The following is a 20,868-nucleotide window of genomic DNA, read 5'->3' on the forward strand; positions in this document are numbered from 1 at the left end:
TCTCTGGTTTATATGTTTTAACTAACCCGGACTCAGGCTAACTAAGATGACTCTGAAGGTGACCGACTAACGCTTTAAGTTGCGCCGGAATAAAGCGTGATTGAGGGTACTGAGCCAGAATTTGCCCCTGATAATTTCCCTGTAACTGCCACTCTTCCAGCAATGGAATCACCTTACCTGCTTCTACCTCGTTGCAGATACTGAAGTAAGGAAAGATGGAAATCCCCATTCCCCTCAGCACCGCCTCTTTGCGAATCTTAGTGTGGTTAACCGCCAGTGAGCCATGCACACTGACGGTTTCAACTGACTCTCCCTGATGAAATGACCATTTGCGATCGGAAGAGCTCTCTCCCAGCCGGATACAGTTATGACCGGCAAGTGCTGCTGGTGTGTCTGGTGTGCCGTTTGTCGCTAAGTAGTCCGGGCTGGCACACAGTACCAGTTGGTTACGCCCCAGAACACGTGCCACTAACCCTTCCACCGGCCGGTCACTGATATGGATAACCAGATCGACTTCATGGCCGACAGGGTCGATATAGTGATCTTCAACCACCATATGCACAGAGACCTTTGGGTGTAATTGCAGAAAATCGAGAATCAACGGGGACAATACCTGACTGGAGAATGCCCGCGGCGCTGCCACCCTTATCTCGCCTGCCAATTCATCTTGATCTGAGAACGCGGCATCACTGGCCAGTTTTGCCGAATTAAGCATATCCACACAGAGGTTATAGACGGGTTCGCCGTTGCTGCTTAGCCTAAGCTTACGGGTGGTTCGTTCTATCAGCTTTTGCTGTAAGGCCTCCTCCAGTCTGGCAATAGAACGACTGACGGAGGAGGGGGCAACACCCAGTTTATCAGCGGCTTTTGAAAAGCTGCCCTCTTCAATCACTACTACCAGCACTGCCATTTCAGGTAGCAGAGCAATAATTCTATTTGTATCCACGGCGCAATTATCCTTTGCATAAAACCCTATTGTTCCATTTAACGTACTAATGGATAGTGAGAGAGTCAATGTAATAGTCAGGAAATTATTATGGTTAGTTTGGTTTTGCGTAGGACGACAGGGCTTATATCAGCACCGGAAATAGTACTGCTTCTGGTGGCGATAGTCTGGGGCACCAGTTACGGGCTGACAAAAAGCGCGCTGATGTATACCAGTGTGCTGCTGTTTATCGCCATTCGTTTCGGCGCGACTTTTCTGTTGCTGGTGCCGGTAGTGATTGCCGATTTTGCCAAAGGAAGAAACAAAGACTGGCTGGTCGCTTTGCCCACTGGTGCTATTCTGACCCTGATTTTCTTTTTCGAGGTTTATGGTGTCAGTCAGACGACGGCATCCAATGCTGCCTTTCTTATCAGCCTGAACGTTATTTTCACCGCTTTACTGGAAGCCGCGGTAAGTAGAAAAGTGCCGCAAACTAAGCTTTTAATCCTGTCGCTAATCAGTACTTTTGGCGTTTTACTGCTTACCTACCACCCGGGGCTGGAAATCTCATTTAATCAGGGGGATATGTGCATCATCATTGCCGCCATGCTCAGAGCTGTAATGGTCGTGTCCACCAGAAAGCTGACAGAGAACAGGCGGATTACCAATAGCACGCTCACAGCACTGCAGGCCTTGGTGGTTGCAGTTTGCACTCTATCTCTCACCCTTGCTATGGATGGGATAGCTTCAGTGCAACTGCCTGCTTATTCAGAGTTCTGGATGATCACCGCCTTTCTGGTGTTGTTTTGTACTCTGTTTGCTTTTTATGCTCAAAACTACGCGGTAAGAAAAATCTCTCCCACCAAAGCATCTCTGTTGATGGGCAGCGAACCTCTGTTCGGGGCACTGTTTTCCATGCTCTGGCTGGGAGAAGCGTTAACCTGGATTCAGATGTGCGGTGGCCTGCTTCTGTTAGGGGCGGTTATGGCTGCTTCTGTCAGCAGTGACTCATAACCCAACCTGGATCGGGATTAACGGAATATGAACAGTAGCCTCAGTTGCGGTTAAGTGCCGGTCATTAGAATGGTCAGGGTAAGTTAAGCTGCGACAGAGGAAAAGAGAATGACAATCAGCGAAAAGATTAAACAAGCCGGCCAGAAAATTAACCAAATCAGAAGCAACAAGCGACGTGCACTGTTGGTTTCAGCGGTAGCTTCTACTCTTATTGTCGGCGGAACAGGCGTAGCCTATGCCGACCATGATGACCATGACAGAAAGGACGATAAGCACCGTTCTTCCGTTGTTTATACCGGACCGGTAGAGACAAGCAGCGTGGCTGATGTTCTGGCAGATACAAGCTGGTTCAGCGATAGCAATCACATTCTGGAAGGGCATATTATTAAACAGATTAGTGACAGAACCTTCCTGTTTACTGACGGAGCGGGTGAACTGGTGATTGAGTTAAGACGACGTTCTGACCTGACATTTTCTGATAAAGACAGAGTCAGAATAAAAGGGGAGTATGAAACGGAGTTTTGGTCTGAAGACAAGTTTGAAGTAAAGCAACTGACGGTTTTGTAAACCTGTTTAATCGTCAGCAATAGAACCTTGCTTTACCTCTTTTTGAGTAGGCCAATTTGCAAATTGCAAATTGAATTGCATAATGCGATTGTTAATATGCAACGCATGACCATAAACAAGGCTCATAGTGCCTGTTTTCGTACAAAAATGATGCAAAAAAGTTGGCACGCTAATTGATACATATTAAATGACCCTTCTTAAAGCCGAGGGTCACCTAGCCAACTGACGTTGTTAGTGAATAATTATTGTTCACACATTATTTAAGCCAGCCGCGATATTTGCGACTGGCTTTTTTTCTTTTTACCACCTTCTCTTTTTGAGCTGTAACTGATTTTGAGTTGAGCTGGTTTTTGCCGGGTGACTGTCAGCTATATAAAATCAGCTTTCCAAAAATCAGCTTTTTAGGATCAACAGTCTGGCCTGCCCGGCTGCAAACCGAGCTGCTTGAGTCTGATTCGCCTGCTTATAGATTTGCTGCGATGTCGGCAGAATAACAAGATAGCTGAGAGGCTTGTTATAAACAGGAGCAGAGCTGCGGTTCCCATTGTTGTCCAGCTGATAGGCCATAACCCGGATTGCCAATTGCAACTGGCGGCGATCAAACTGCCTGCCGAAAAAGCTACCAAGCTGGTGTACCGAGCCGAGCAATTTATCCAGTCCAACTGCGGCGCTGTTTTCCAGATAAAAATAGTAGCTTATACCACTCTGTTTATCGTCCAGATGATATTCCATTCTTCGATCCACATAGATACCGCCGACGAAAGGCATTGGCTCGCGGTCTGCTGATTCAGTAGTATAGCCGTTACACCTGTCAGACTGCTTCAGACCATGACGAAAGCGGTACTCACTACAGGCGAACTGCTCAACCAGATGTCTGAGCCCGGCAACAAAACCTTCGCCGTTAAGTTTTTGTGCCATATAGCTATCAAAATAAGGGGCAGGAAACAGGGTACTAGTCAAACTGTTAAACTGAGAGTCAAAGATAAGGGGAATGGCGTTCCCTTTCTCAATGGCGTTGGTCAGTTTGCTGTTGCCGGCGGATAGCATTTTACCGTCTACAATGGTCTCTGCCAGACGGGGATAATCACCATTAGTATAGGCCACGGCATGAGCAGACAAGAGCATAGCCACAATTGAAATAAGAGTTGTTTTAATCGGATTCCACACAGTTATTTTCCTTAATGATCTGCTGCCAGCAGATTAAGCGTGATAGTCATCCATAATCATATCCTTTTCTTATGGTTAATAAAGTCAGGTTTACATAACTGAGAGGCAAACAGTGTTTAACTTTATGATTAGAAACAGATATCGGCTGGCAGGCAGATGAAATTATCCATAAGTGCCATAAATAAGTTAATTGGCTGATCTATCGGGTTTATTACCGATAACTGATTCTGATTGAGGAATCGCTGACAGAAATCTCTATATTCCGTCACAATATCCAACTTATTGATAGTGGCAGGCTAGTGTTGTTCTCCAATGTATCTATAAAGAAAAAGATCAGTGCCGTATTTTTACTGGTGTCGGTTCTGCTCAGTATGTTCCTTTACTTCTTCGTTTCTCAGGTCAAATACATTCAGGAAATGGTTGAAGTGTTTGCTGATACCACAGTGCCAAGTATTGTGCTGGTGAAAAACCTGCAAAACGAGGTGCTTACCCTGAGGGAAGAGCAGTTTATGCTGTTGGCGAACTTAGAAAGCGATCAGAAAAACAGCATTGTGGCAGAGATATCTCATATGCAGAGCAAAATTGAAGGCTCTGTGGAAGAGTACCGGCAGGGACTGTGGGACGAGCGGGATGAGAGAGCGTTTGCTGCCGTGGACAAAAGCTGGAAACAGTACCGCGATGTCCATTCACAGTTTATGGCGGCCATTGATAGCGGCCGGTTTAAACAGGCGGTGAGTATAACCAACAGTGGTGCAGTACAGTTTGATAACCTTAAGCAGGCCATTGCTGATCTGGAGCTTTTAAACACTGTCTACGCTGACGAAGATGAGCAGGGTACAAAGGAGAGAGTTGAGTCAGCCATTCTGTATAGTGCTATTGGTGTTGCCGGTGTTATCGGCTTTATGATTATTTCCGCCATTATGCTGATAAGACAGATATGCAACCCTCTGACACTGGTTATTGATATGGCGGGAAAAATCGCTGCCGGCGACCTGACTCACCAATTGCAACGGGACAAGATAGGCAATGATGAACTGGGCGAACTGGCGGATACCTGTAGTGAAATGCAGGCCAACCTGTTGAGTCTGGTTGACCAAATCTCCAGTACGTCAAATCAGCTTGGTGCATCAATCGAAGAGGTGAACTCTATCTCTGAACAGGCTCTCACAGGAATGAACGAGCAGAAAGACCAGCTTAGTCTGGTTGCCACTGCCATGAATCAGATTCAGGCTACGGTGAATGATGTGGCGGGGAATACAGAAGCCGCTTCTCGGTCAGCAGGAGAGGCTACTTTGGAAGCGAAAAATGGCTCCGATGTGGTGCAGCTTTGCGTCAGTAAGATTGAGCAGGCTGAGTCATCTATCCGTGAAACCGGCGAAATGATCGAAGATCTGGAAAAAGATGCCTCCAATATCAGTGTGGTTGTCGACGTGATACAAAGTATTGCAGAGCAGACTAACCTTCTGGCATTAAATGCAGCAATAGAAGCCGCAAGGGCAGGTGAGCAAGGGCGTGGCTTCGCCGTGGTAGCTGATGAAGTGCGGGTGCTGGCAGGAAGGACACACGACTCAACGGAGGAAGTGGTTTCCATTATCAACTCTCTGCAGTCACGTTCAAAAGAGACAGTACTGGCAACCCAGAAAAGCGGTGAGCTAATTCAGAGCTGTGTAGAACAAACCCTTCTCGCCGGAGAGGTGATTCAGCAGATAGGTAACGGCGTAGATTCTATTGCTGAGATGAGCATTCAGGTGGCAAGTACCTGTAGTGAACAGAGTTCCGTAACGGAAGATTTGCACCGAAATGTCGAGCAGATTAATGACTTCTCTGAAGGCGTTACCCTTGGCGCATCACAGACGGTGCAGGCTTGTTCTGATTTAGGCCATCAGGCGGCAAACCTGCTTAATATCGTGCAGAAGTTCAAAATTAGCTGATAACTGAACGCTGGCGGTTACGCTCAGACTTCAGCTCTTAACTGATCCAGAAAAGAGAGCATAAACCGGGTGCGTTTTTCCGCCTCGGTTTTTGCTGATTGGGTATTGAAGGTGTCAGCCAGCCTGAGCAGTTTTACGTAAAAGTGGTCAACCGCATACTGCTTATCATCGGGCCGACGAGTATCGCAAAAAGCATCCTGTGGATGATAAAGTGGTGTGCCCAACTGGGTAGTTACCTGCATCCAGCGGGTGACACCAATAGCGCCTAATGCATCCAGCCTGTCGGCATCCTGAACAATACTGGCTTCAGTCGTTTCCGGCTTAATTCCGGCACTAAAACTGTGCGCTGCGATAGCGTGATAGATGCCGTCGAACCACTTCTCCGGGTAGTTAATTTCCCTCAGAAAAGCGATCGCTTTTTCCGCCGCCATTACCGAGCTCTGAGTCCGTTGCGGATGGTTTTTTGCCAGCGAGACACAGTCATGCAGATAGGCGGCAGGTACAACAATCTCAGCAATAGCCTGCTCCGGTTGGCAAAGTTGTTTTGCGCTTTTAACCACCCGTAACACATGATTAATATCGTGAGCGGCATCCTGAGTCATCTCTTTTTCCACAAAGGAGAGCATCTTCTGCTCATACTCGTTGATCATAATTAATCTCTTTATCAGATGGTTAGCTGCCAGCATAGGGAGATCAATACTACATTAAAATGGAACAAATTGGACTCGTAAAGTGACAGCAGAACTCTTACCATAAGCACCCATGTTAACCAAAAAAGTAACCTATTATGTCTTACCCTCCATGCCCTCAATGTCAGTCTGAATATGTATATCAAGATCAGGAGCAACTGGTTTGCCCTGAATGTGCTTACGAATGGAACCCGTCGGAAGCCGCTGATGATATTCCCAATGTAAAGGACGCCAACGGCACACAGCTTAGTGAAGGGGATAAGGTCACCATCGCCAAAGACCTGAAGGTAAAAGGTAGCTCACAGGTGCTAAAGATTGGGACTAAAGCGGTGATCAGGCGTATTGTTGACGGCAAAGATCACCAGCTTGATTGTAAGGTAGATGGTACCGGCGAGATGATGATTACGGCGAAGTACGTGAAGAGAGCCGGATAAACTCTTTCGTCGCGATACCGGCCACAATCAGAACGACACCGGTCAGGCTCAGCAGCATATTCTGAGGCAATCCAATGAGCATATCGATTAGCAGGCTAAGCAGCATCTGACCGCTGATCACCAGAATAATGGCGTTGGTGGAGCCGAGTTTTGTCATCACCAGACTGTTGACCGCCACATAAAGGGCGCCGATGACCCCGCCGGTATACAGAGTAAAGTCCGTAGGCAGTTGCTCAGGCAGTCCAAACCAACTCAGAACCAGCAGAGTCAGAAAAGCAAAACCGATAAGGTGGTTGATATAAGAGGCGTGAAATGCCCCGCGATACTGGCTCAGCTGTCCGTTTAGTATCCTGCTCAGTGCGATACAGATACCGTTAATCAGGGCGAGAAATATATAGAAAATCATGTTTAGCTCCGGGCAAAAATAATCAGTGTTGAGCCGGCGGTAACGAGCAGAACAGGCAGTAACTCCATTGCTGTAAAAGCCCTTTTTGGCAGATTCAGCCAGCCAAAGTGCTCACACAGAAGAGAAAAACTTAACTGGCCAATAAGCCCCAGAGCCAATGTACCTGACAGGCCAATTGCGCTATTGACGGTGACCGACGCCAGCACAACCGTTAGTGCACCGGGAACTCCGCCCAGAAAGAAAATTCGTGGCGCTTTTGATCTTTCACCCCCTGTGGTGTCTGTTTTTCTGGTTATTGCCAGCAGGCTATAGGCGACCAAGGCTCCGATTCCGTGCGCCAGCCACGAGGCATTAACAGCAGAGGTTGAGGCCGCCAGTTGGCTGTTCAGATAGATCATCAGAGCCAGTAATCCGCCGCCGCACAATGCCAGCAGGGAATAGCGATTAAGGTTAAGGCTTTGCATAAATACTCCTTTTTTGTTGGCGCTACTTTAATTGTATTCGAAAACAATGATAATCTCTGGTTAAGAAAATCATTGAAGAGAAAAAGTTGACAATGAAAGAAGGGTTTTCCGCTATTCCTGTATTTGTTGCTGTGGTTGAGTGCGGCAGTTTCTCATCGGCGGCAGAGCGGCTTGGAATGACTAAATCGGCGGTCAGCAAGCGTATATCGGTTCTGGAAGACAGCCTTGGTGTCAGGCTGTTTCACCGCACCACCAGAAAACTGACCCTGACGGAAGCGGGAGAAAGGTTTTCCGACTATGCCAGAAATGCCTATTCACTGGCCCAGGACGGTTTTGCAGCTTTGTCCAGCTATCAGGGCAAACCTAAAGGTGTGTTGAAGATCAATGCCCCAATGACTTTTTCCAGACTCCACCTTGTTCCTTTTATTAAAGAGTTTTTAGACACTTACCCGGATATGGAAGTGATACTCAGTATGGATGATAAGGTGGTGGATATGACCGAAGGTGCTTTCGATGTCGGTATCCGCATTGGTGAGCTAAAGGACTCTTCGCTGATTGCGCGCAAACTGGTGGATTGTAAAAGTGTGGTTTGTGCTTCACCTGACTACCTTAAGCAATACGGTACACCACAAACACCTCAGGATCTTACCGATCACAACTGTATCTATTACAGCTTGTTTCAGGCCGGAGTTGAGTGGAGCTTTTATTATGATGATAAGAAGATAAAGGTTGAGCCTAAGGGCAACTTTATCGTCAATAACAGTGACGCTATTGCGGAGGTTCTGCTTCAGGGGTTAGGTATCTGCCAGATGCCGACCTTTATTGTTTCTGACTACCTTTCCGATGGCCGTCTTGTTCCTCTGCTTGAAGAGTATAGCCTTCCGGATCATGCCATTTACGCCGTATACCCTGAGCGAAAACACCTGCCGGAGAAGGTTAAAGTGTTTATCGAGTTTATGAAAAATAAGCTGGGAACAGGCTCCGGTTACTGGGATTGCTGACAGTTCTGTTTTAGACAATACCATTTCTGCAATTCACTTGTCCCTGATTGCTAATGTTCACCTTTCTGCCTGCTGATTATTATCTCTCCCGTAGCTTGATAAGCATTAACGGCAAAGAAGCCAAAACAGGAGAAAAATTATGAAAGCGGTTGTTTTAGAACAGACAGGCGGAAGCGATAAACTGATTTATAAAGAGATCGATAAGCCTCAGCTTAAAGAGGGTCAGGTACTGGTTGAAATGAAAGCCGCACCGATCAACTTTATCGATACGGTTATCCGTGAAGGCAATATGCCTCCGGGTATGATGCCTGAACTGCCATTTATTTCTGGTGTTGAAGGCAGTGGTATTGTTGCTGACGCCAACGGTACAGAGCTTAAACAGGGACAGAAAGTTGCATTTTTGGGCCCTATTGGCGCATCTACTTACGCAGAATACACAGCTGTTGACGCTGATAAACTGATATTGCTTCCAGAGACAGCCGATGTTCTTCAAGCAGGCGCCATGCCGGTCACTTACTTCACTGCTTACCATATGCTGCACAATGTAGCGCGTGCAGAGCAGGATAAGTTTGCCCTGATTTACGCATCGACAGGTGGTGTTGGTACAGCATTGATTCAGCTTGCTAAAGTGGCCGGCCTGAAAGTGATTGCCCTTGACCGTCAGGACGAGAAAGTAGAACAGGCGCTGAAGCTGGGTGCTGACTATGCCTTTAACTCCACCGAAAACTGGGTGGAAGAGGTGAAAAAGGTCACGGAAGGCAAAGGGGTTAACTACATCTTTAATCCGGTAGCTGGTGACACCATTAAGCAGGATCTGGACGTGCTTGCCACTCTTGGCCATATCGTTATCTTCGGTTTCCTTGCCGGTGTGGGTGAAACTAACCTGCAGGCAGAAGCAGTTCAGCATTTTGGTAAGGCACCAACCATTACCTACTCTGAAATCTACGCGACTTTCTTCAGCGACTTCCCGTTGGTGAAAAAATCGATGAATGCCATTTATCAACTACTGGATGAAGGCAAAATCAATCCGGTTTACTCCACTATGCCACTGGCAGAAGCCTCTCAGGCGCACGACCTGCTGGAGAGCGGAAAAATTATGGGCAAGATGCTGCTGACGCCAGAAGCATAGAGCGAGAGATATTATTCAGCAGACAGTGTCTGCTGATGCCTCTGACGGATATAGTCAACAATATGTCTGATCTGACTGATGGTATGGCGTTTACCGATATAGTAGGCATACATGGTTCTGGTTCTGGGTTTATAGTTAGCGATATGAATTTTGCTGAGAGTGTCGTCCTGAATGATGTCATCGGGTAGCAAGCCGATAAACTGCCCGCTTACTACTGCGTGGCGGGCAAGTTCCAGATCATCCACTGTCAGTTTGGCATTTGGCTGGAATACCGCTTCCTGATGGCGGTTATCGGTAAATACCCACGCCTTGGCCGGCATAGAGATAACTGCCGGAAGCTGGGATAACTGCTCAAAAGTAATCCCCTCCGTCGGCAGGTTGTGAGCTTGCATAAACTTATTACTGGCATAAACAGAGTAGGGAATATCCCATAAACGCAATGCTATAGCGGAAGAATCGGGCAGGGGACCTACCCGGAAAGCGAGGTCGACATTGTCCTGAACAAGATTGAGATTAACGTTAGAGAGGGAAAGCTCAAGGTTGAGCTCTTTGTGCTCAGAAGCAAAATCGATTAGCCAGTGACCAAGAAAGTCCAGACCAGCCCGAACCGGCATAGAGACGGACAGTTCCCCTTTAAACTGAACCTCATCTTCAATGGCAAGTTTGATAGAGCTGGTTAGTGAACCAAGCAAGGGAGAGCAGTCGCGGTAGAGCTGCTGGCCGCGGTTTGTTACCGTTACTTCTCTGGTTGTGCGGTGTAGCAGGTGCAGACCGAGGGCATCTTCAAGGGCATCTATTCTGCGGCTGACCGTGCTATGAGGGATACCAAGCAGTTCAGACGCCTGCTTAAGGCTGCCCTTTTCCACTACGGCACAAAATACACTTAAATCATCCAGTACTCTTTTCATCGCATGCTCTTTTATTTAACCAGCAGTTGTTCTGCTGTTAATTCTAAGCCAAAAGTGCAGCGGTTATTATCCCAAAATTGCAATTGTGTCTTGCAAAGCCGGTTTTCTCTGTTGCTTTGAGCCTACTCACCACTGTTTTGTAACTCGTCTTTCTGGTGAAAGGCTAAGATACGAAAAAGCTTAGTCAACTGCTGTATGTGTTTAAGCGCATGAGTGTCAGAGAATACTCTTGGGTGATCTTGTTGTGAAAAACAATTTACAGCTGGTGTTATGTAAATTGGATATACTTTGAACTGGAGTGGTTTGAATTCTAATCAATATACGCTGTCAAGATTTGCCATAAGTTTTCTAATGCAATGGTAGGCTTGGAGTGAACAGTTTATTATGAAAGAGGCATTGTTTTACTTTGCTCTATAGTACATAAAAAATACATAAACGTAACATAACAAATAACAAAACTGAAATTTGCATTAGAAAAAGTAATGTATATATAAATATAAATAGTGTAAGAGTTTGTAATAAAGTAGGGCTGCTCATAATTTTGTAACTCTCCCAAATTTATCTTCAATTTTTACTGTAAAAGAAAATTAATACACTGCAATATCGCCGACCTGAAAACTTATACACCAATAAAAGGCAAATTATCAGATGAATACAACGGCGACGTTAAACGTTAATGGACAAAAGTTTTCTAAATGGAATTATAAAGATTTTACATGGTGCTTATCACTGTTCGGCACGGCTGTAGGTGCAGGAGTACTATTTCTTCCAATTAAAGCGGGTGCGGGTGGCTTTTGGCCACTGGTTATTCTCGCTCTACTAGCTGCTCCAATGACTTGGCTAGCGCATAAGTCTTTGGCGCGTTTTGTACTTTCAGCTAAAAATCCTGAAGCAGATATTACAGATACTGTAGAAGAGCATTTTGGTAAAGCTGGTGCCAACCTTATTACTTTTGCATACTTCTTTGCTATTTACCCAATTGTACTAATCTATGGTGTTGGTATCACAAACACTGTTGACTCTTTCCTAGTTAACCAAGTTGGTATGGAATCTTTCCCTCGCTGGTTACTTTCTGGCGCGCTAATCGCTGCTATGACTGCGGGTGTAGTATTCGGTAAAGAGCTAATGCTGAAAGCAACATCAGCAATGGTTTACCCTCTGGTATTTATCTTGCTAGCGCTATCTTTTTACCTGATTCCTGATTGGAATACGTCAATGATGGAAGTCGCACCTGACTGGGGTTCAATGCCTTCGATTATTTGGCTGGCAATACCAATCATCGTGTTCTCTTTTAACCATAGCCCTATAATCTCTCAGTTCTCTAAAGAACAACGTCGCGTATATGGTGATGATGCAGTTCAGAAAACGGATGCTATCACTGGTGGCGCTGCAATGATGCTAATGGGTTTTGTAATGTTCTTCGTATTTTCTGTAGTGCTTTCTCTCTCTCCAGAGCAATTAACAACTGCACAAGAGCAAAACATCTCGATATTGTCTTACCTGGCTAATGTCCACGAGTCTCCACTTATTTCTTACATGGGACCTCTAGTAGCATTCGCAGCTATCACTTCTAGCTACTTTGGCCACTTTCTTGGTGCACATGAAGGTTTGGTTGGTCTAATCAAGTCTCGCTCTAATACTTCTGTAAGCAAGATAGAAAAAGCATCGCTTATCTTCATTGTTGTGACCACATGGATCGTTGCTATTGTTAACCCAAGTATTCTGGGCATGATTGAAACTATGGGTGCACCGATGATCGCTGCAATTTTATTCCTGATGCCTGTATTCGCGATGCAGAAAGTTCCGGCAATGGCCAAATATAAAACCTCAATACCAGTGCAGATTTTCACTGTTATCTGTGGGGTAGCAGCAATTAGTTCTGTAATCTACGGCGCTCTTTAATCATCGTTCTATGGTAACGCGTGATTAATTCAAGAATATAAATAGTAAAAAGCCTCCCAACTCCTATGGGAGGCTTTGTTATAAGGTAATCGATATGATTAGCGTTTTTGACATATATAAGATCGGTGTTGGTCCTTCAAGCTCACACACTGTAGGTCCAATGAAAGCCGGTAAAGAATTTATTGATGATTTACGCTCAATGGGGAAGTTGCGCGACATCACTAAAATTACCGTTGATGTTTACGGTTCACTGTCATTGACAGGGAGAGGCCACCACACGGATATTGCGATTATTATGGGTCTTGCAGGCAACTCCCCTGAGAAAGTAGATATTGACTCAATTTCGGGTTTTATCGCTCGAGTAGAAGAAACTGAACGCCTGCCCGTTGGAATGCACTGCCACACAGTATCGTTCCCGAAGGATGGTGGTATGAATTTTCATACTACTAATCTGGCGTTACACGAAAATGGTATGCAGATCCACGCGTGGATTGAAGATGAAAAAGTTTACTCAAAGACTTATTACTCGATCGGTGGTGGATTCATTGTTGATGAAGAAAACTTCGGAAAAGAAATAGAGAATCCAATTAAGGTACCTTACGAATACACTACTGCCGAAGAGCTTATTAACCAATGTAAAGAAAGTGGTCTTTCAATTAGTGCGCTTGTGATGAAGAATGAACACTCCCTGCATTCGGATGAAGAGGCTCGTACGTATTTCGCTAATATTTGGCGCACAATGCGCGAATGTATGGAGCGTGGTATGAACGAAGAAGGTATTTTACCTGGTCCTCTACGTGTGCCTCGTCGCGCAGCAGCACTTCGTCAGCAATTGCTTACTTCTGAAAAGACAACTAACGATCCAATGGCAGTTGTTGACTGGGTAAACATGTTCGCTTTCGCAGTAAACGAAGAAAATGCAGCTGGTGGACGTGTTGTTACAGCCCCAACGAACGGTGCTTGTGGAATCATCCCTGCGGTGTTGGCTTATTACGACAAATTTATCCAAACCGTGACTGAAAAAGATTACATCCGTTACTTTGCGGCATCTGGTGCGATTGGTGGTCTTTATAAGCGTAATGCATCCATCTCTGGGGCTGAGGTTGGCTGTCAGGGAGAAGTTGGTGTGGCATGTTCAATGGCGGCAGCTGGTCTTGCTGAGCTTATGGGAGCTAGCCCAGAGCAAGTATGTATGGCGGCAGAAATAGGCATGGAACATAACTTAGGCCTGACTTGTGATCCAGTGGCTGGTCAGGTACAAGTTCCATGTATCGAACGCAACGGTATTGCAGCTGTAAAAGCGATCAATTCAACTCGTATGGCACTTCGCCGCTCTTTTGAACCGACAGTATCTCTAGATAAAGTTATAGAAACAATGCTAGAAACTGGTAAAGATATGAATGCCAAATATCGTGAAACGTCTCAAGGCGGATTAGCAATAAAAGTAGTTTGTTAATTTTTGCCTCAGGTATTCTCTGCCTGAGGCATTGCTATCTAATCTGTACAATCAGTAAAAAGATATATGGCAATGATTTCTTAACCGCACTTGTGTTTATTTTACTTACTAAGATAATCAAGGTTTCAGCTTATTGGAGGGGCGTAAGTTAGTAGTTATGAACCGCGGTCAAACCTCCGTTTTGTAACTCGTCTTTCTGGCGAAAGCAGATGGTGAAAGGATCAGACATAACTAAACTGGTCTGATATTTCAACAAACACACCTGCACCTATGTGACATTATATGAGTTTGACTGTATAACAATTGCTATGAGCTAACTGAACTGAAACTGTGAAAAAGGAAGCAAATCTATGAGCAGTAATGTTGTTGAATATTATACAAATTCTTTTAATGAGCATAAGCGTCATATAGATGGGTTTGGTCAGATTCAACAACTCAGAACACTTCAGCTATTTCAACAATATCTGCCAACTAAACAGAGAATTATCGACATCGGCGGAGCTACCGGAGTTTATTCCTTTGATTTGGCAAAACGGGGACATGAGGTTCAGTTGCTGGATATCGTTCCGTTACACATTGAAAAAGCAAAGCAATTAAGTGAGGAAAACGGAGTTGAACTAGGAGGTTATCACGTAGGAGATGCTCAGGAGTTAAGTTTTCCGGATGAATCATTTGATGCCGTTATTTTACATGGGCCTTTGTACCATATCACCGATATTGCTATCAGAAGAAAAGTGCTCGCAGAGGCATTCAGAATACTTAAACCTGACGGACAAGTGTTTGCCTTCGCTATTAATCGTTATGCAGGGTTGTTTTATGGTGTTCATAGCGAACTTATTTTAGATGACTCCTACTTTAAAATGGTGTCTGAGGAGGTAAAAACAGGTGTCAGAAGTCGTGAACCTTCATGGTATTTTCACCTTCCCTCTGAACTGGAAACAGAAGTCTCTGAAGCAGGATTTAGTACTGTTGAAACCAAAGGTGTGGTTAGCCCTATCTGGATGTTGTCAGATATCGAAAAGAAGCTTTCCAATGAAGAAGTACGACAAAAAATACTGAAAGCCTCAAAGTTGGCTGAAGATGAGCCGATTTTAGGGCAGGACTTTGTCACTATTGGTGTTAAAGCTTGATTGCCACGTTAGAATGGTATGTCCAACTTACTGTACAAGTTGTAGCTTTGAAATTATACTTGTCCAATAAAATGTACATGTGGAGTTTGTTATGAGAATAGTATCTTTTACTGAAGCAAGAAATGGGCTTAAAGCTGTTTTGGACGGTGTAGTGAATGATGCTGATACAACAGTCATTACTCGTCGTGATTCTGAAGATGCCGTAGTTATGTCGTTAGACTACTACAACAGTCTTATGGAGACGGTTCACTTACTCCGTTCTCCTCAAAATGCAGAACATCTGAATCGTTCGATAGAGCAGTACCGTGCTGGAAAAACAACAGCCCGAGAGTTAATTGATGAGTAGTCGTCAACGTTTGTTATCGTGGACTGACGACGCCTGGGATGACTACTTGTATTGGCAAACTCAAGACAAGAAAACACTAAAACGTATAAACAAGCTAATTAATGACGTGAAACGTTCTCCTTTTGAGGGAATAGGTAAACCCGAACCGTTAAAAGAGAACCTTTCGGGATTCTGGTCTCGTCGCATTGATGATACGAATAGGCTTGTTTATGTGGTTGATGAGCAAGCAATAACCATTATTTCGTGCCGTTATCATTACTAAAATAGATTTGATCATTCTGGTATCTGGCCAAGCAGTTAAGAGCGGCTCCCAACGCTTGGCATCTTTACACTCATTGTGGTGCATAGGTTTCATTCCTTATGGTACAGCTCTGGTTACCTGATAAAACCTCTCAACAATTTCTGTCCACCCGTTATACTATTTAACCGGACAAGCTAATCATTCTGGATTTGAATTAGTAATAAAAGGATTTATATCAATGATTTCTTCATTGCACGTTCGCTTAACTGCCATAAATAACAACAAGTATTTTCAGGCCTTCACGGTTGTGGTTATTGTGCTGGCGGCTCTTTCTATTGGCGCCAATACTTTCGAACTACCCAGTGGTGTACAGGCAGCTATTCATTGGCTGGATCAGTTTATCTTGCTGTTTTTTCTGGTTGAGATTGTTATTAAGTTTTTCTCTTACCGGCATAAGCTGGACTTCTTTAAAAGCGGCTGGAATTGGTTTGATTCCATTATCGTTATTGGCAGCTTAGTGCCTGCGGGCGGGCAGGGCATACTTATTGCGCGATTGCTTCGGGTGTTCCGTGTGCTGCGTCTGGTCTCGGCGGTGCCTCAGCTTAAATTACTGATCAATGCCCTGTTTAAAGCGATTCCCAAGATGGGCTATATCGCGGTATTGATGTTTATTATTTTCTATATGTACGCGGTGGTTGGCAGTCTGGTTTTCTCAGGAATTAACGATGTGCTGTGGGGCGATGTTTCCATCTCTATGCTGACTCTGTTCCGAGTGGCGACCTTTGAAGACTGGACAGACGTAATGTACGAGACCATGGCGGTTTACCCCATGAGCTGGATTTATTATCTGACCTTTATCTTCCTGACGGCCTTTGTATTTCTGAATATGATGATCGGTGTGGTGATAGAGACCATGACGGCTGAGCATGCATTAGCCGAGCAGGATCAAGAGTCTGACTCACCGATAGTGTCAGGTGAGTATGAGTCGATACAGAGTATTGCCACCTATAAACAGGTTGAGTCTTTGCAGAAGGAAATGGCAGAGATTAAGGCGCTGTTAAAGCAGCAGAAGGCGGGATAGCAGAGCTTAGTTTTGTTGTCGGACATTGGTTTGAATTTGTCATTCTGACCCGCCTTTGGGTTTCGCCCATCTTTTTGCAAAAAAACAGGGCGAGTGACTTTTGCCAACAGCTGCAAAAGTAACCAAAAGAGCCGTTGGTTTTCTCTGTTGCTTCGGGCTTCTTTGTGAACGTTTTGTAACTCGCCTTTCTGGTGAAAGGCTCAGACACGACAAAACTGATTGAGCTTGGAAGCGATCGCTCCCATGTTTTACGTGGGAGGGTATACCGGAGTATAAATTTACCGATGGATATTACATATCAACACGGTTTACTTCGGGAGCACAACTTGTCAGTTTGAGTTGAGTCTCCCGAAGCTTGGTCTGTTCAGAGGATGTTTAGTCCGAAGATATCTTTGACATCGAAAAGTACCTTTTCAGTTTTCTCTCTCGATATCTGGCTTCCCTTTGCCAAAACGTCGATTAAATGGGCTTTATCATCTAATAATTCAGCTCTTTTTGTCCGGATAGGGCGAAGCAGTTCTTGCAGGCACTCTTCAAGGACTTTCTTGGTCGTTCCGTCACCAAGACCGCCGCGTTGGTAGTGCTCCTTTAACTGAGTGATATAGTCTGAATCCGGATGAAAGGCATCAAGATAGGTGAAAACAACATTGCCTTCGATACAACCCGGATCTTCAATTTTCAGGTGATTTGGGTCGGTATACATGGATTTTACCGCAGCACTGATCTCCTTTGGGGATGAACCAAGGTTGATCGCATTGCCCATTGATTTTGACATCTTGTTCTTTCCGTCCGTGCTAGGCAGACGTGAAGCATTACTGAGTAACGGGCGGCATTCATTAAGAACGGTTTTTCCTGCAAGGGAATTTATCTTCCTGACAATCTCATTGGTCTGCTCAAGCATCGGCAATTGATCATCCCCGACAGGAACCAGAGTCGCATTAAAACCTGTGATGTCGGCGGCCTGAGAAATGGGATATGTCAAAAAACCAGCAGGGATCGAGCGTTCAAAGCCTTTATTCTGAATCTCACTTTTCACCGTTGGGTTTCGCTCTAGGCGCGCTATTGTCACAAGGTTGCTGTAATACATGGTTAGTTCAGCCAATGCTGGCAACTGGGACTGGAGACAAATCGTTGTTTTAGCCGGGTCGATGCCTGCTGCTAGATAATCTGCAACGACATTAAGGATATTGGAAGAGACCTTGGATGGATTGTGAGCGTTGTCTGTCAGGCCCTGCATGTCAGCAACAAGAATAGTCTGGTCGTGAACATGCTGCAAAGCGACACGCTGCTTTAGCGAACCAACATAATGGCCGAGATGCAACGGACCTGTGGCTCTGTCACCAGTTAAAATAGTTTCTTTTTTATCAATGGTTTGATTAGTGTTCATGGTTTTATCTCCTGATAAATAGATCGCTACTGGAGATAATGAGAACACAGTCTTAGCTACCTTCCAGCAGCTTAAGAATGTGAGAATTCCGTGCCGCTCTAGTTAGAGCGCCACCAAAAGAAAAATGATGAAGGTGTTGAGATAGGTTTCATTCATTCAGGCTAACAATAATAAGTTTTAAACTCAACCCTGATATCTGAAAGGCTGTTTTTTAATGACATGAATACTGTTCTTATTCGAATCAAATTGTGATTTGAATAAATGGTCTATTCGCATCACATGATGATTTGAATAGGGGTAATTATCTAATCATAGGGCTACTTTTTTGAATCTGCTTTTCTGAGAAAAGACTCAGACACGACAAAACTGATTAAGCTTGGGAGCTCCCTCTGTACTCGCTCCCATGTTTTACGTGGGAGTGTATACCAGAGCTTCTTTTGCATAGCAAAACTTAGAACTTCTGCGGACATTGTTATCCAAATCTACCCCATTAATTTATTAATACGTTAACGAAAATTACCCCTGAGGAATCACCAGTAATACCTTATTAATTAAAGGTTTACCTAATCAATCTACTGAATTTGAATACTGGCCTATCTGGCCTATCTGGCCTATCTGGCCTAATTCAGTTCACTTTACTATTAGGTACCTAACAGATGAATCATTTCGTAAAACCCAATAAAAAACACATATTAAGCATTTCTATTGCTGCCGCTTTAGGCTTAAGCCTGACAGGTTGTGGCTCGGGCTCTGGTGCTTCTGTAAGCATTGAGGAAGTTCAAAAAATTGGTTTCTGGTATGGAGAAGAATCTTACCTAAAACTAGATGAGGAAAAACCTTACGCAGAGGCAAAATGCAGTGAATGTAGCAATCAAAACTTCACCTATACATGGCAAATCGATATGGATGAGGATGGCACTTTCGACGGAGAAGCCGATGCATCATACAGTGGTGAGCGGTATGCTCCTAATCGCCATGAATACGCTAAACCAGTACGTTTAATTGCTAATCATAAGGAAGCTAGTCAGCCTGCAATGGTTGAGTACCGGCCTTCAGCCATGGTGAAAGAAATTCTGGCTGCTGGAGCCGGAGATGGTGAGACGTTTTTTGCCTTGAGGAGCGATGGCAGTGGTGTGGTATGGGGCGATGAACGAAGAGGTGGTGATACCAGCCTGAACGGCCAAGAGATCCTGAGTAATATCAAATCGGTACATATGGCCTCACTTGCTATTGCAATCACTAAGAGTGACGACTCAGTGACTGTATTTGGCAGGCAAACTCACGGTGGTGATGCCAGCAATGTCAGAGACCAGTTAAACAACATCAAATCGGTTACCAGTAACAGTTTCTCTATGGCTGTGATTAATGATAAAGGTGGTGTTATTGCATGGGGGGACCCGACTGAGCAAGGTACTCATAGGGGGCTGGGTGGCGAAATTCCTGCAGATAAAGCCGAGTTACTAAAAAGTGGAGTTGTCGATATCGCAGCAGTGAGACAAGGTGGTTACGCCGCTTTAAAAGACGATGGTAGTGTGGTGACCTGGGGAGACAGCCGTTTTTCCCAAACCCTAGAAGAAGATAAATCGCTGCCAAAAATTAAGCAGCTTTATCCGTCGCACAATGCTATGGCGGCTGTAGATATAAATGGCAATGCTGTTGCATGGGGAGATGAGGATAAAGGTGGTGATATTAATCATAACAACGCCAATGTTCCCGTAATCAATGTGACTGATATTGTCGCCTCACCAATATTTAGTCGGGCCTATGCCGCTGTGAGTAACGGAAAGGTGGTTGCCTGGGGGGATGTGAATTACGGCGGCTCTGAACCAACGGCTGAACTGGAGAGGTTAAAGGAAATTAAGCAAATCTATACAACTGACAATACTTTTGTTGCGTTAGATATTGATGGAAATGCTGTTGCATGGGGAGCCCCGGATACTGGCGGAGATAGCTCAGGTGCCGGTGAGCTCACTAATATTAAGGAGATCTATAGCGCCTGGGGACTAGGCTATGTGGCTTTGAAAGAAGACGGCTCTTATGTCGACTGGGGTTATCATCATATAGATAACAGCATACCTATGCCGGCAGAACTACAGAATGTTGATAGCATTTTCACTAATGAAGCCGCCTATGTCGCTCTTAAATCTGATGGAACGCTGGCGGTTTGGGGGTTAGATGAACGTAACGATGCGACTGGGGAAGTGTCCGGTGACTATGGTGCGTATATCGACGACGAGACAAAAGAGAAGTTGAAGAATATTCAAAATGTCTACCCGAATCGTTACGCTTTTGCTGCGGTTACACTTGACGGTGATGTGATTACATGGGGAAGGGCTTCGAGTGGAGGCAATTCTTCTGCTGATGACGTTGCCCCATTCTTAAAACCTCAGGCTGAGCAAAAAGTAACAAACTAAGTACTGCCAGTAACAAGCCAGTGATGGGAGTCGCTGGCTTCCTCTCCACTATTTTGTAACTCGCCTTTCGGGCGAAAGGCATAGACAGAACAAGACTGATTAAGCTTGGGATCTTCCTCCGCACTCGCTCCGGTGCTTCTTGATATGGCAGTGTATACCGCAGTTTAAACGAGTTATACGCGCTGTATTTTTTAGTCGCTTATGATTGGTTGATTAAAATTTTGGCAAGCATTTGCTTTTCATTTCTATGCGTACAGTGTTTACTAGTCACACAAT

The 20,868-nt window shown here is 44.9% G+C and carries 20 protein-coding genes; 13 read left to right on the forward strand and 7 right to left on the reverse strand.

Annotated elements, in window-relative coordinates; all coding sequences use genetic code 11:
• Positions 1 to 37: 37 nt before the first annotated feature.
• On the reverse strand, positions 38 to 946 hold the full coding sequence (locus tag PK654_RS17400) for a LysR family transcriptional regulator (RefSeq protein WP_271700298.1): 909 nt from the start codon (positions 944 to 946) through the stop codon (positions 38 to 40).
• 90 nt (positions 947 to 1,036) lie between these two features.
• Here PK654_RS17400 and PK654_RS17405 point away from each other — a divergent pair, with 90 nt between their 5' ends.
• Together PK654_RS17405 and PK654_RS17410 are read left to right on the forward strand one after the other, a co-directional pair.
• Complete coding sequence (locus tag PK654_RS17405; RefSeq protein WP_271700300.1) at positions 1,037 to 1,939, forward strand: DMT family transporter; 903 nt, start codon at positions 1,037 to 1,039, stop codon at positions 1,937 to 1,939.
• A 108-nt stretch (positions 1,940 to 2,047) separates the two neighbouring features.
• Complete coding sequence (locus PK654_RS17410) at positions 2,048 to 2,506, forward strand: YgiW/YdeI family stress tolerance OB fold protein (RefSeq protein ID WP_271700302.1); 459 nt, start codon at positions 2,048 to 2,050, stop codon at positions 2,504 to 2,506.
• Between the two features lie 393 nt (positions 2,507 to 2,899).
• Here the strand turns inward: PK654_RS17410 and PK654_RS17415 are convergent, their stop codons facing one another.
• A complete protein-coding gene (locus PK654_RS17415; protein ID WP_271700304.1) occupies positions 2,900 to 3,673 on the reverse strand; it encodes a hypothetical protein in 774 nt (257 codons plus the stop codon).
• A gap of 299 nt (positions 3,674 to 3,972) precedes the next feature.
• Here PK654_RS17415 and PK654_RS17420 point away from each other — a divergent pair, with 299 nt between their 5' ends.
• Positions 3,973 to 5,604 (forward strand): methyl-accepting chemotaxis protein, encoded by a 1,632-nt coding sequence (locus PK654_RS17420; RefSeq protein WP_271700305.1) that lies wholly within the window; start codon positions 3,973 to 3,975, stop codon positions 5,602 to 5,604.
• A 23-nt stretch (positions 5,605 to 5,627) separates the two neighbouring features.
• Here PK654_RS17420 and PK654_RS17425 read toward each other — a convergent pair whose 3' ends face one another.
• Positions 5,628 to 6,254: an HD domain-containing protein gene (locus PK654_RS17425; RefSeq protein ID WP_271700306.1), complete on the reverse strand. Its 627-nt coding sequence runs from the start codon at positions 6,252 to 6,254 to the stop codon at positions 5,628 to 5,630.
• 137 nt (positions 6,255 to 6,391) lie between these two features.
• Between PK654_RS17425 and PK654_RS17430 the strand changes: the two genes are divergently transcribed.
• The gene (locus tag PK654_RS17430) at positions 6,392 to 6,727 is read left to right on the forward strand and encodes a zinc ribbon domain-containing protein YjdM (protein ID WP_271700308.1); all 336 of its coding nucleotides are present in this window, start codon (positions 6,392 to 6,394) and stop codon (positions 6,725 to 6,727) included.
• Here the strand turns inward: PK654_RS17430 and PK654_RS17435 are convergent.
• Complete coding sequence (locus tag PK654_RS17435; RefSeq protein WP_271700309.1) at positions 6,696 to 7,133, reverse strand: DMT family transporter; 438 nt, start codon at positions 7,131 to 7,133, stop codon at positions 6,696 to 6,698. The two genes, PK654_RS17430 and PK654_RS17435, sit on opposite strands and share 32 nt — an antisense overlap.
• A 2-nt stretch (positions 7,134 to 7,135) precedes the next feature.
• Positions 7,136 to 7,597, reverse strand: coding sequence for a DMT family transporter (locus PK654_RS17440; protein WP_271700311.1), 462 nt, complete (start codon positions 7,595 to 7,597; stop codon positions 7,136 to 7,138).
• 92 nt (positions 7,598 to 7,689) lie between these two features.
• Here PK654_RS17440 and PK654_RS17445 point away from each other — a divergent pair, with 92 nt between their 5' ends.
• Together PK654_RS17445 and PK654_RS17450 are read left to right on the forward strand one after the other, a co-directional pair.
• The gene (locus PK654_RS17445) at positions 7,690 to 8,598 is read left to right on the forward strand and encodes a LysR family transcriptional regulator (protein ID WP_271700313.1); all 909 of its coding nucleotides are present in this window, start codon (positions 7,690 to 7,692) and stop codon (positions 8,596 to 8,598) included.
• Positions 8,599 to 8,737: 139 nt separating this feature from the next.
• Positions 8,738 to 9,727, forward strand: a complete 990-nt coding sequence (locus tag PK654_RS17450; protein ID WP_271700314.1) for a quinone oxidoreductase family protein — start codon at positions 8,738 to 8,740, stop codon at positions 9,725 to 9,727.
• An 11-nt stretch (positions 9,728 to 9,738) separates the two neighbouring features.
• Here PK654_RS17450 and PK654_RS17455 read toward each other — a convergent pair whose 3' ends face one another.
• The gene (locus PK654_RS17455) at positions 9,739 to 10,635 is read right to left on the reverse strand and encodes a LysR family transcriptional regulator (RefSeq protein ID WP_271700315.1); all 897 of its coding nucleotides are present in this window, start codon (positions 10,633 to 10,635) and stop codon (positions 9,739 to 9,741) included.
• Between the two features lie 648 nt (positions 10,636 to 11,283).
• Between PK654_RS17455 and PK654_RS17460 the strand changes: the two genes are divergently transcribed.
• From PK654_RS17460 to PK654_RS17485, 6 genes are all read left to right on the forward strand, one after another.
• Positions 11,284 to 12,537 carry an aromatic amino acid transport family protein gene (locus tag PK654_RS17460; RefSeq protein WP_271700316.1) on the forward strand — a complete coding sequence of 418 codons (1,254 nt, stop codon included), beginning with the start codon at positions 11,284 to 11,286 and terminating at the stop codon, positions 12,535 to 12,537.
• 94 nt (positions 12,538 to 12,631) lie between these two features.
• Positions 12,632 to 13,993, forward strand: coding sequence for an L-serine ammonia-lyase (locus PK654_RS17465; protein ID WP_271700317.1), 1,362 nt, complete (start codon positions 12,632 to 12,634; stop codon positions 13,991 to 13,993).
• Positions 13,994 to 14,343: 350 nt separating this feature from the next.
• Positions 14,344 to 15,123 carry a class I SAM-dependent methyltransferase gene (locus PK654_RS17470; protein ID WP_271700318.1) on the forward strand — a complete coding sequence of 260 codons (780 nt, stop codon included), beginning with the start codon at positions 14,344 to 14,346 and terminating at the stop codon, positions 15,121 to 15,123.
• A gap of 91 nt (positions 15,124 to 15,214) precedes the next feature.
• Positions 15,215 to 15,469, forward strand: a complete 255-nt coding sequence (locus PK654_RS17475) for a type II toxin-antitoxin system Phd/YefM family antitoxin (protein WP_271700319.1) — start codon at positions 15,215 to 15,217, stop codon at positions 15,467 to 15,469.
• Positions 15,462 to 15,731 (forward strand): Txe/YoeB family addiction module toxin, encoded by a 270-nt coding sequence (locus PK654_RS17480; protein WP_271700320.1) that lies wholly within the window; start codon positions 15,462 to 15,464, stop codon positions 15,729 to 15,731. Before PK654_RS17475 ends, PK654_RS17480 begins: the two co-directional genes overlap by 8 nt.
• A gap of 217 nt (positions 15,732 to 15,948) precedes the next feature.
• Positions 15,949 to 16,791 (forward strand): ion transporter, encoded by an 843-nt coding sequence (locus tag PK654_RS17485; protein ID WP_271700322.1) that lies wholly within the window; start codon positions 15,949 to 15,951, stop codon positions 16,789 to 16,791.
• 364 nt (positions 16,792 to 17,155) lie between these two features.
• Here the strand turns inward: PK654_RS17485 and trpS are convergent, their stop codons facing one another.
• Entirely contained in the window at positions 17,156 to 18,178 is a 1,023-nt protein-coding gene (trpS, locus tag PK654_RS17490) for a tryptophan--tRNA ligase (protein ID WP_271700324.1), read from the reverse strand.
• A gap of 656 nt (positions 18,179 to 18,834) precedes the next feature.
• Here trpS and PK654_RS17495 point away from each other — a divergent pair.
• The gene (locus PK654_RS17495; RefSeq protein WP_271700325.1) at positions 18,835 to 20,592 is read left to right on the forward strand and encodes a hypothetical protein; all 1,758 of its coding nucleotides are present in this window, start codon (positions 18,835 to 18,837) and stop codon (positions 20,590 to 20,592) included.
• The last annotated feature ends 276 nt before the right edge of the window (positions 20,593 to 20,868 follow it).

This window comes from Vibrio sp. SCSIO 43137 (assembly GCF_028201475.1).
Classification (GTDB): Bacteria; Pseudomonadota; Gammaproteobacteria; order Enterobacterales; family Vibrionaceae; genus Vibrio.

Coding starts and splice junctions, on each gene's coding strand:
- PK654_RS17405 (WP_271700300.1), top strand. CDS start 1,037: ATGGTTAGTTTGGTTTTGCGTAGGACGACAGGGCTTATATCAGCACCG.
- PK654_RS17410 (WP_271700302.1), top strand. CDS start 2,048: ATGACAATCAGCGAAAAGATTAAACAAGCCGGCCAGAAAATTAACCAA.
- PK654_RS17425 (WP_271700306.1), bottom strand. CDS start 6,254: ATGATCAACGAGTATGAGCAGAAGATGCTCTCCTTTGTGGAAAAAGAG.
- PK654_RS17430 (WP_271700308.1), top strand. CDS start 6,392: ATGTCTTACCCTCCATGCCCTCAATGTCAGTCTGAATATGTATATCAA.
- PK654_RS17435 (WP_271700309.1), bottom strand. CDS start 7,133: ATGATTTTCTATATATTTCTCGCCCTGATTAACGGTATCTGTATCGCA.
- PK654_RS17440 (WP_271700311.1), bottom strand. CDS start 7,597: ATGCAAAGCCTTAACCTTAATCGCTATTCCCTGCTGGCATTGTGCGGC.
- PK654_RS17445 (WP_271700313.1), top strand. CDS start 7,690: ATGAAAGAAGGGTTTTCCGCTATTCCTGTATTTGTTGCTGTGGTTGAG.
- PK654_RS17450 (WP_271700314.1), top strand. CDS start 8,738: ATGAAAGCGGTTGTTTTAGAACAGACAGGCGGAAGCGATAAACTGATT.
- PK654_RS17455 (WP_271700315.1), bottom strand. CDS start 10,635: ATGAAAAGAGTACTGGATGATTTAAGTGTATTTTGTGCCGTAGTGGAA.
- PK654_RS17460 (WP_271700316.1), top strand. CDS start 11,284: ATGAATACAACGGCGACGTTAAACGTTAATGGACAAAAGTTTTCTAAA.
- PK654_RS17465 (WP_271700317.1), top strand. CDS start 12,632: ATGATTAGCGTTTTTGACATATATAAGATCGGTGTTGGTCCTTCAAGC.
- PK654_RS17470 (WP_271700318.1), top strand. CDS start 14,344: ATGAGCAGTAATGTTGTTGAATATTATACAAATTCTTTTAATGAGCAT.
- PK654_RS17475 (WP_271700319.1), top strand. CDS start 15,215: ATGAGAATAGTATCTTTTACTGAAGCAAGAAATGGGCTTAAAGCTGTT.
- PK654_RS17480 (WP_271700320.1), top strand. CDS start 15,462: ATGAGTAGTCGTCAACGTTTGTTATCGTGGACTGACGACGCCTGGGAT.
- PK654_RS17485 (WP_271700322.1), top strand. CDS start 15,949: ATGATTTCTTCATTGCACGTTCGCTTAACTGCCATAAATAACAACAAG.
- trpS (WP_271700324.1), bottom strand. CDS start 18,178: ATGAACACTAATCAAACCATTGATAAAAAAGAAACTATTTTAACTGGT.
- PK654_RS17495 (WP_271700325.1), top strand. CDS start 18,835: ATGAATCATTTCGTAAAACCCAATAAAAAACACATATTAAGCATTTCT.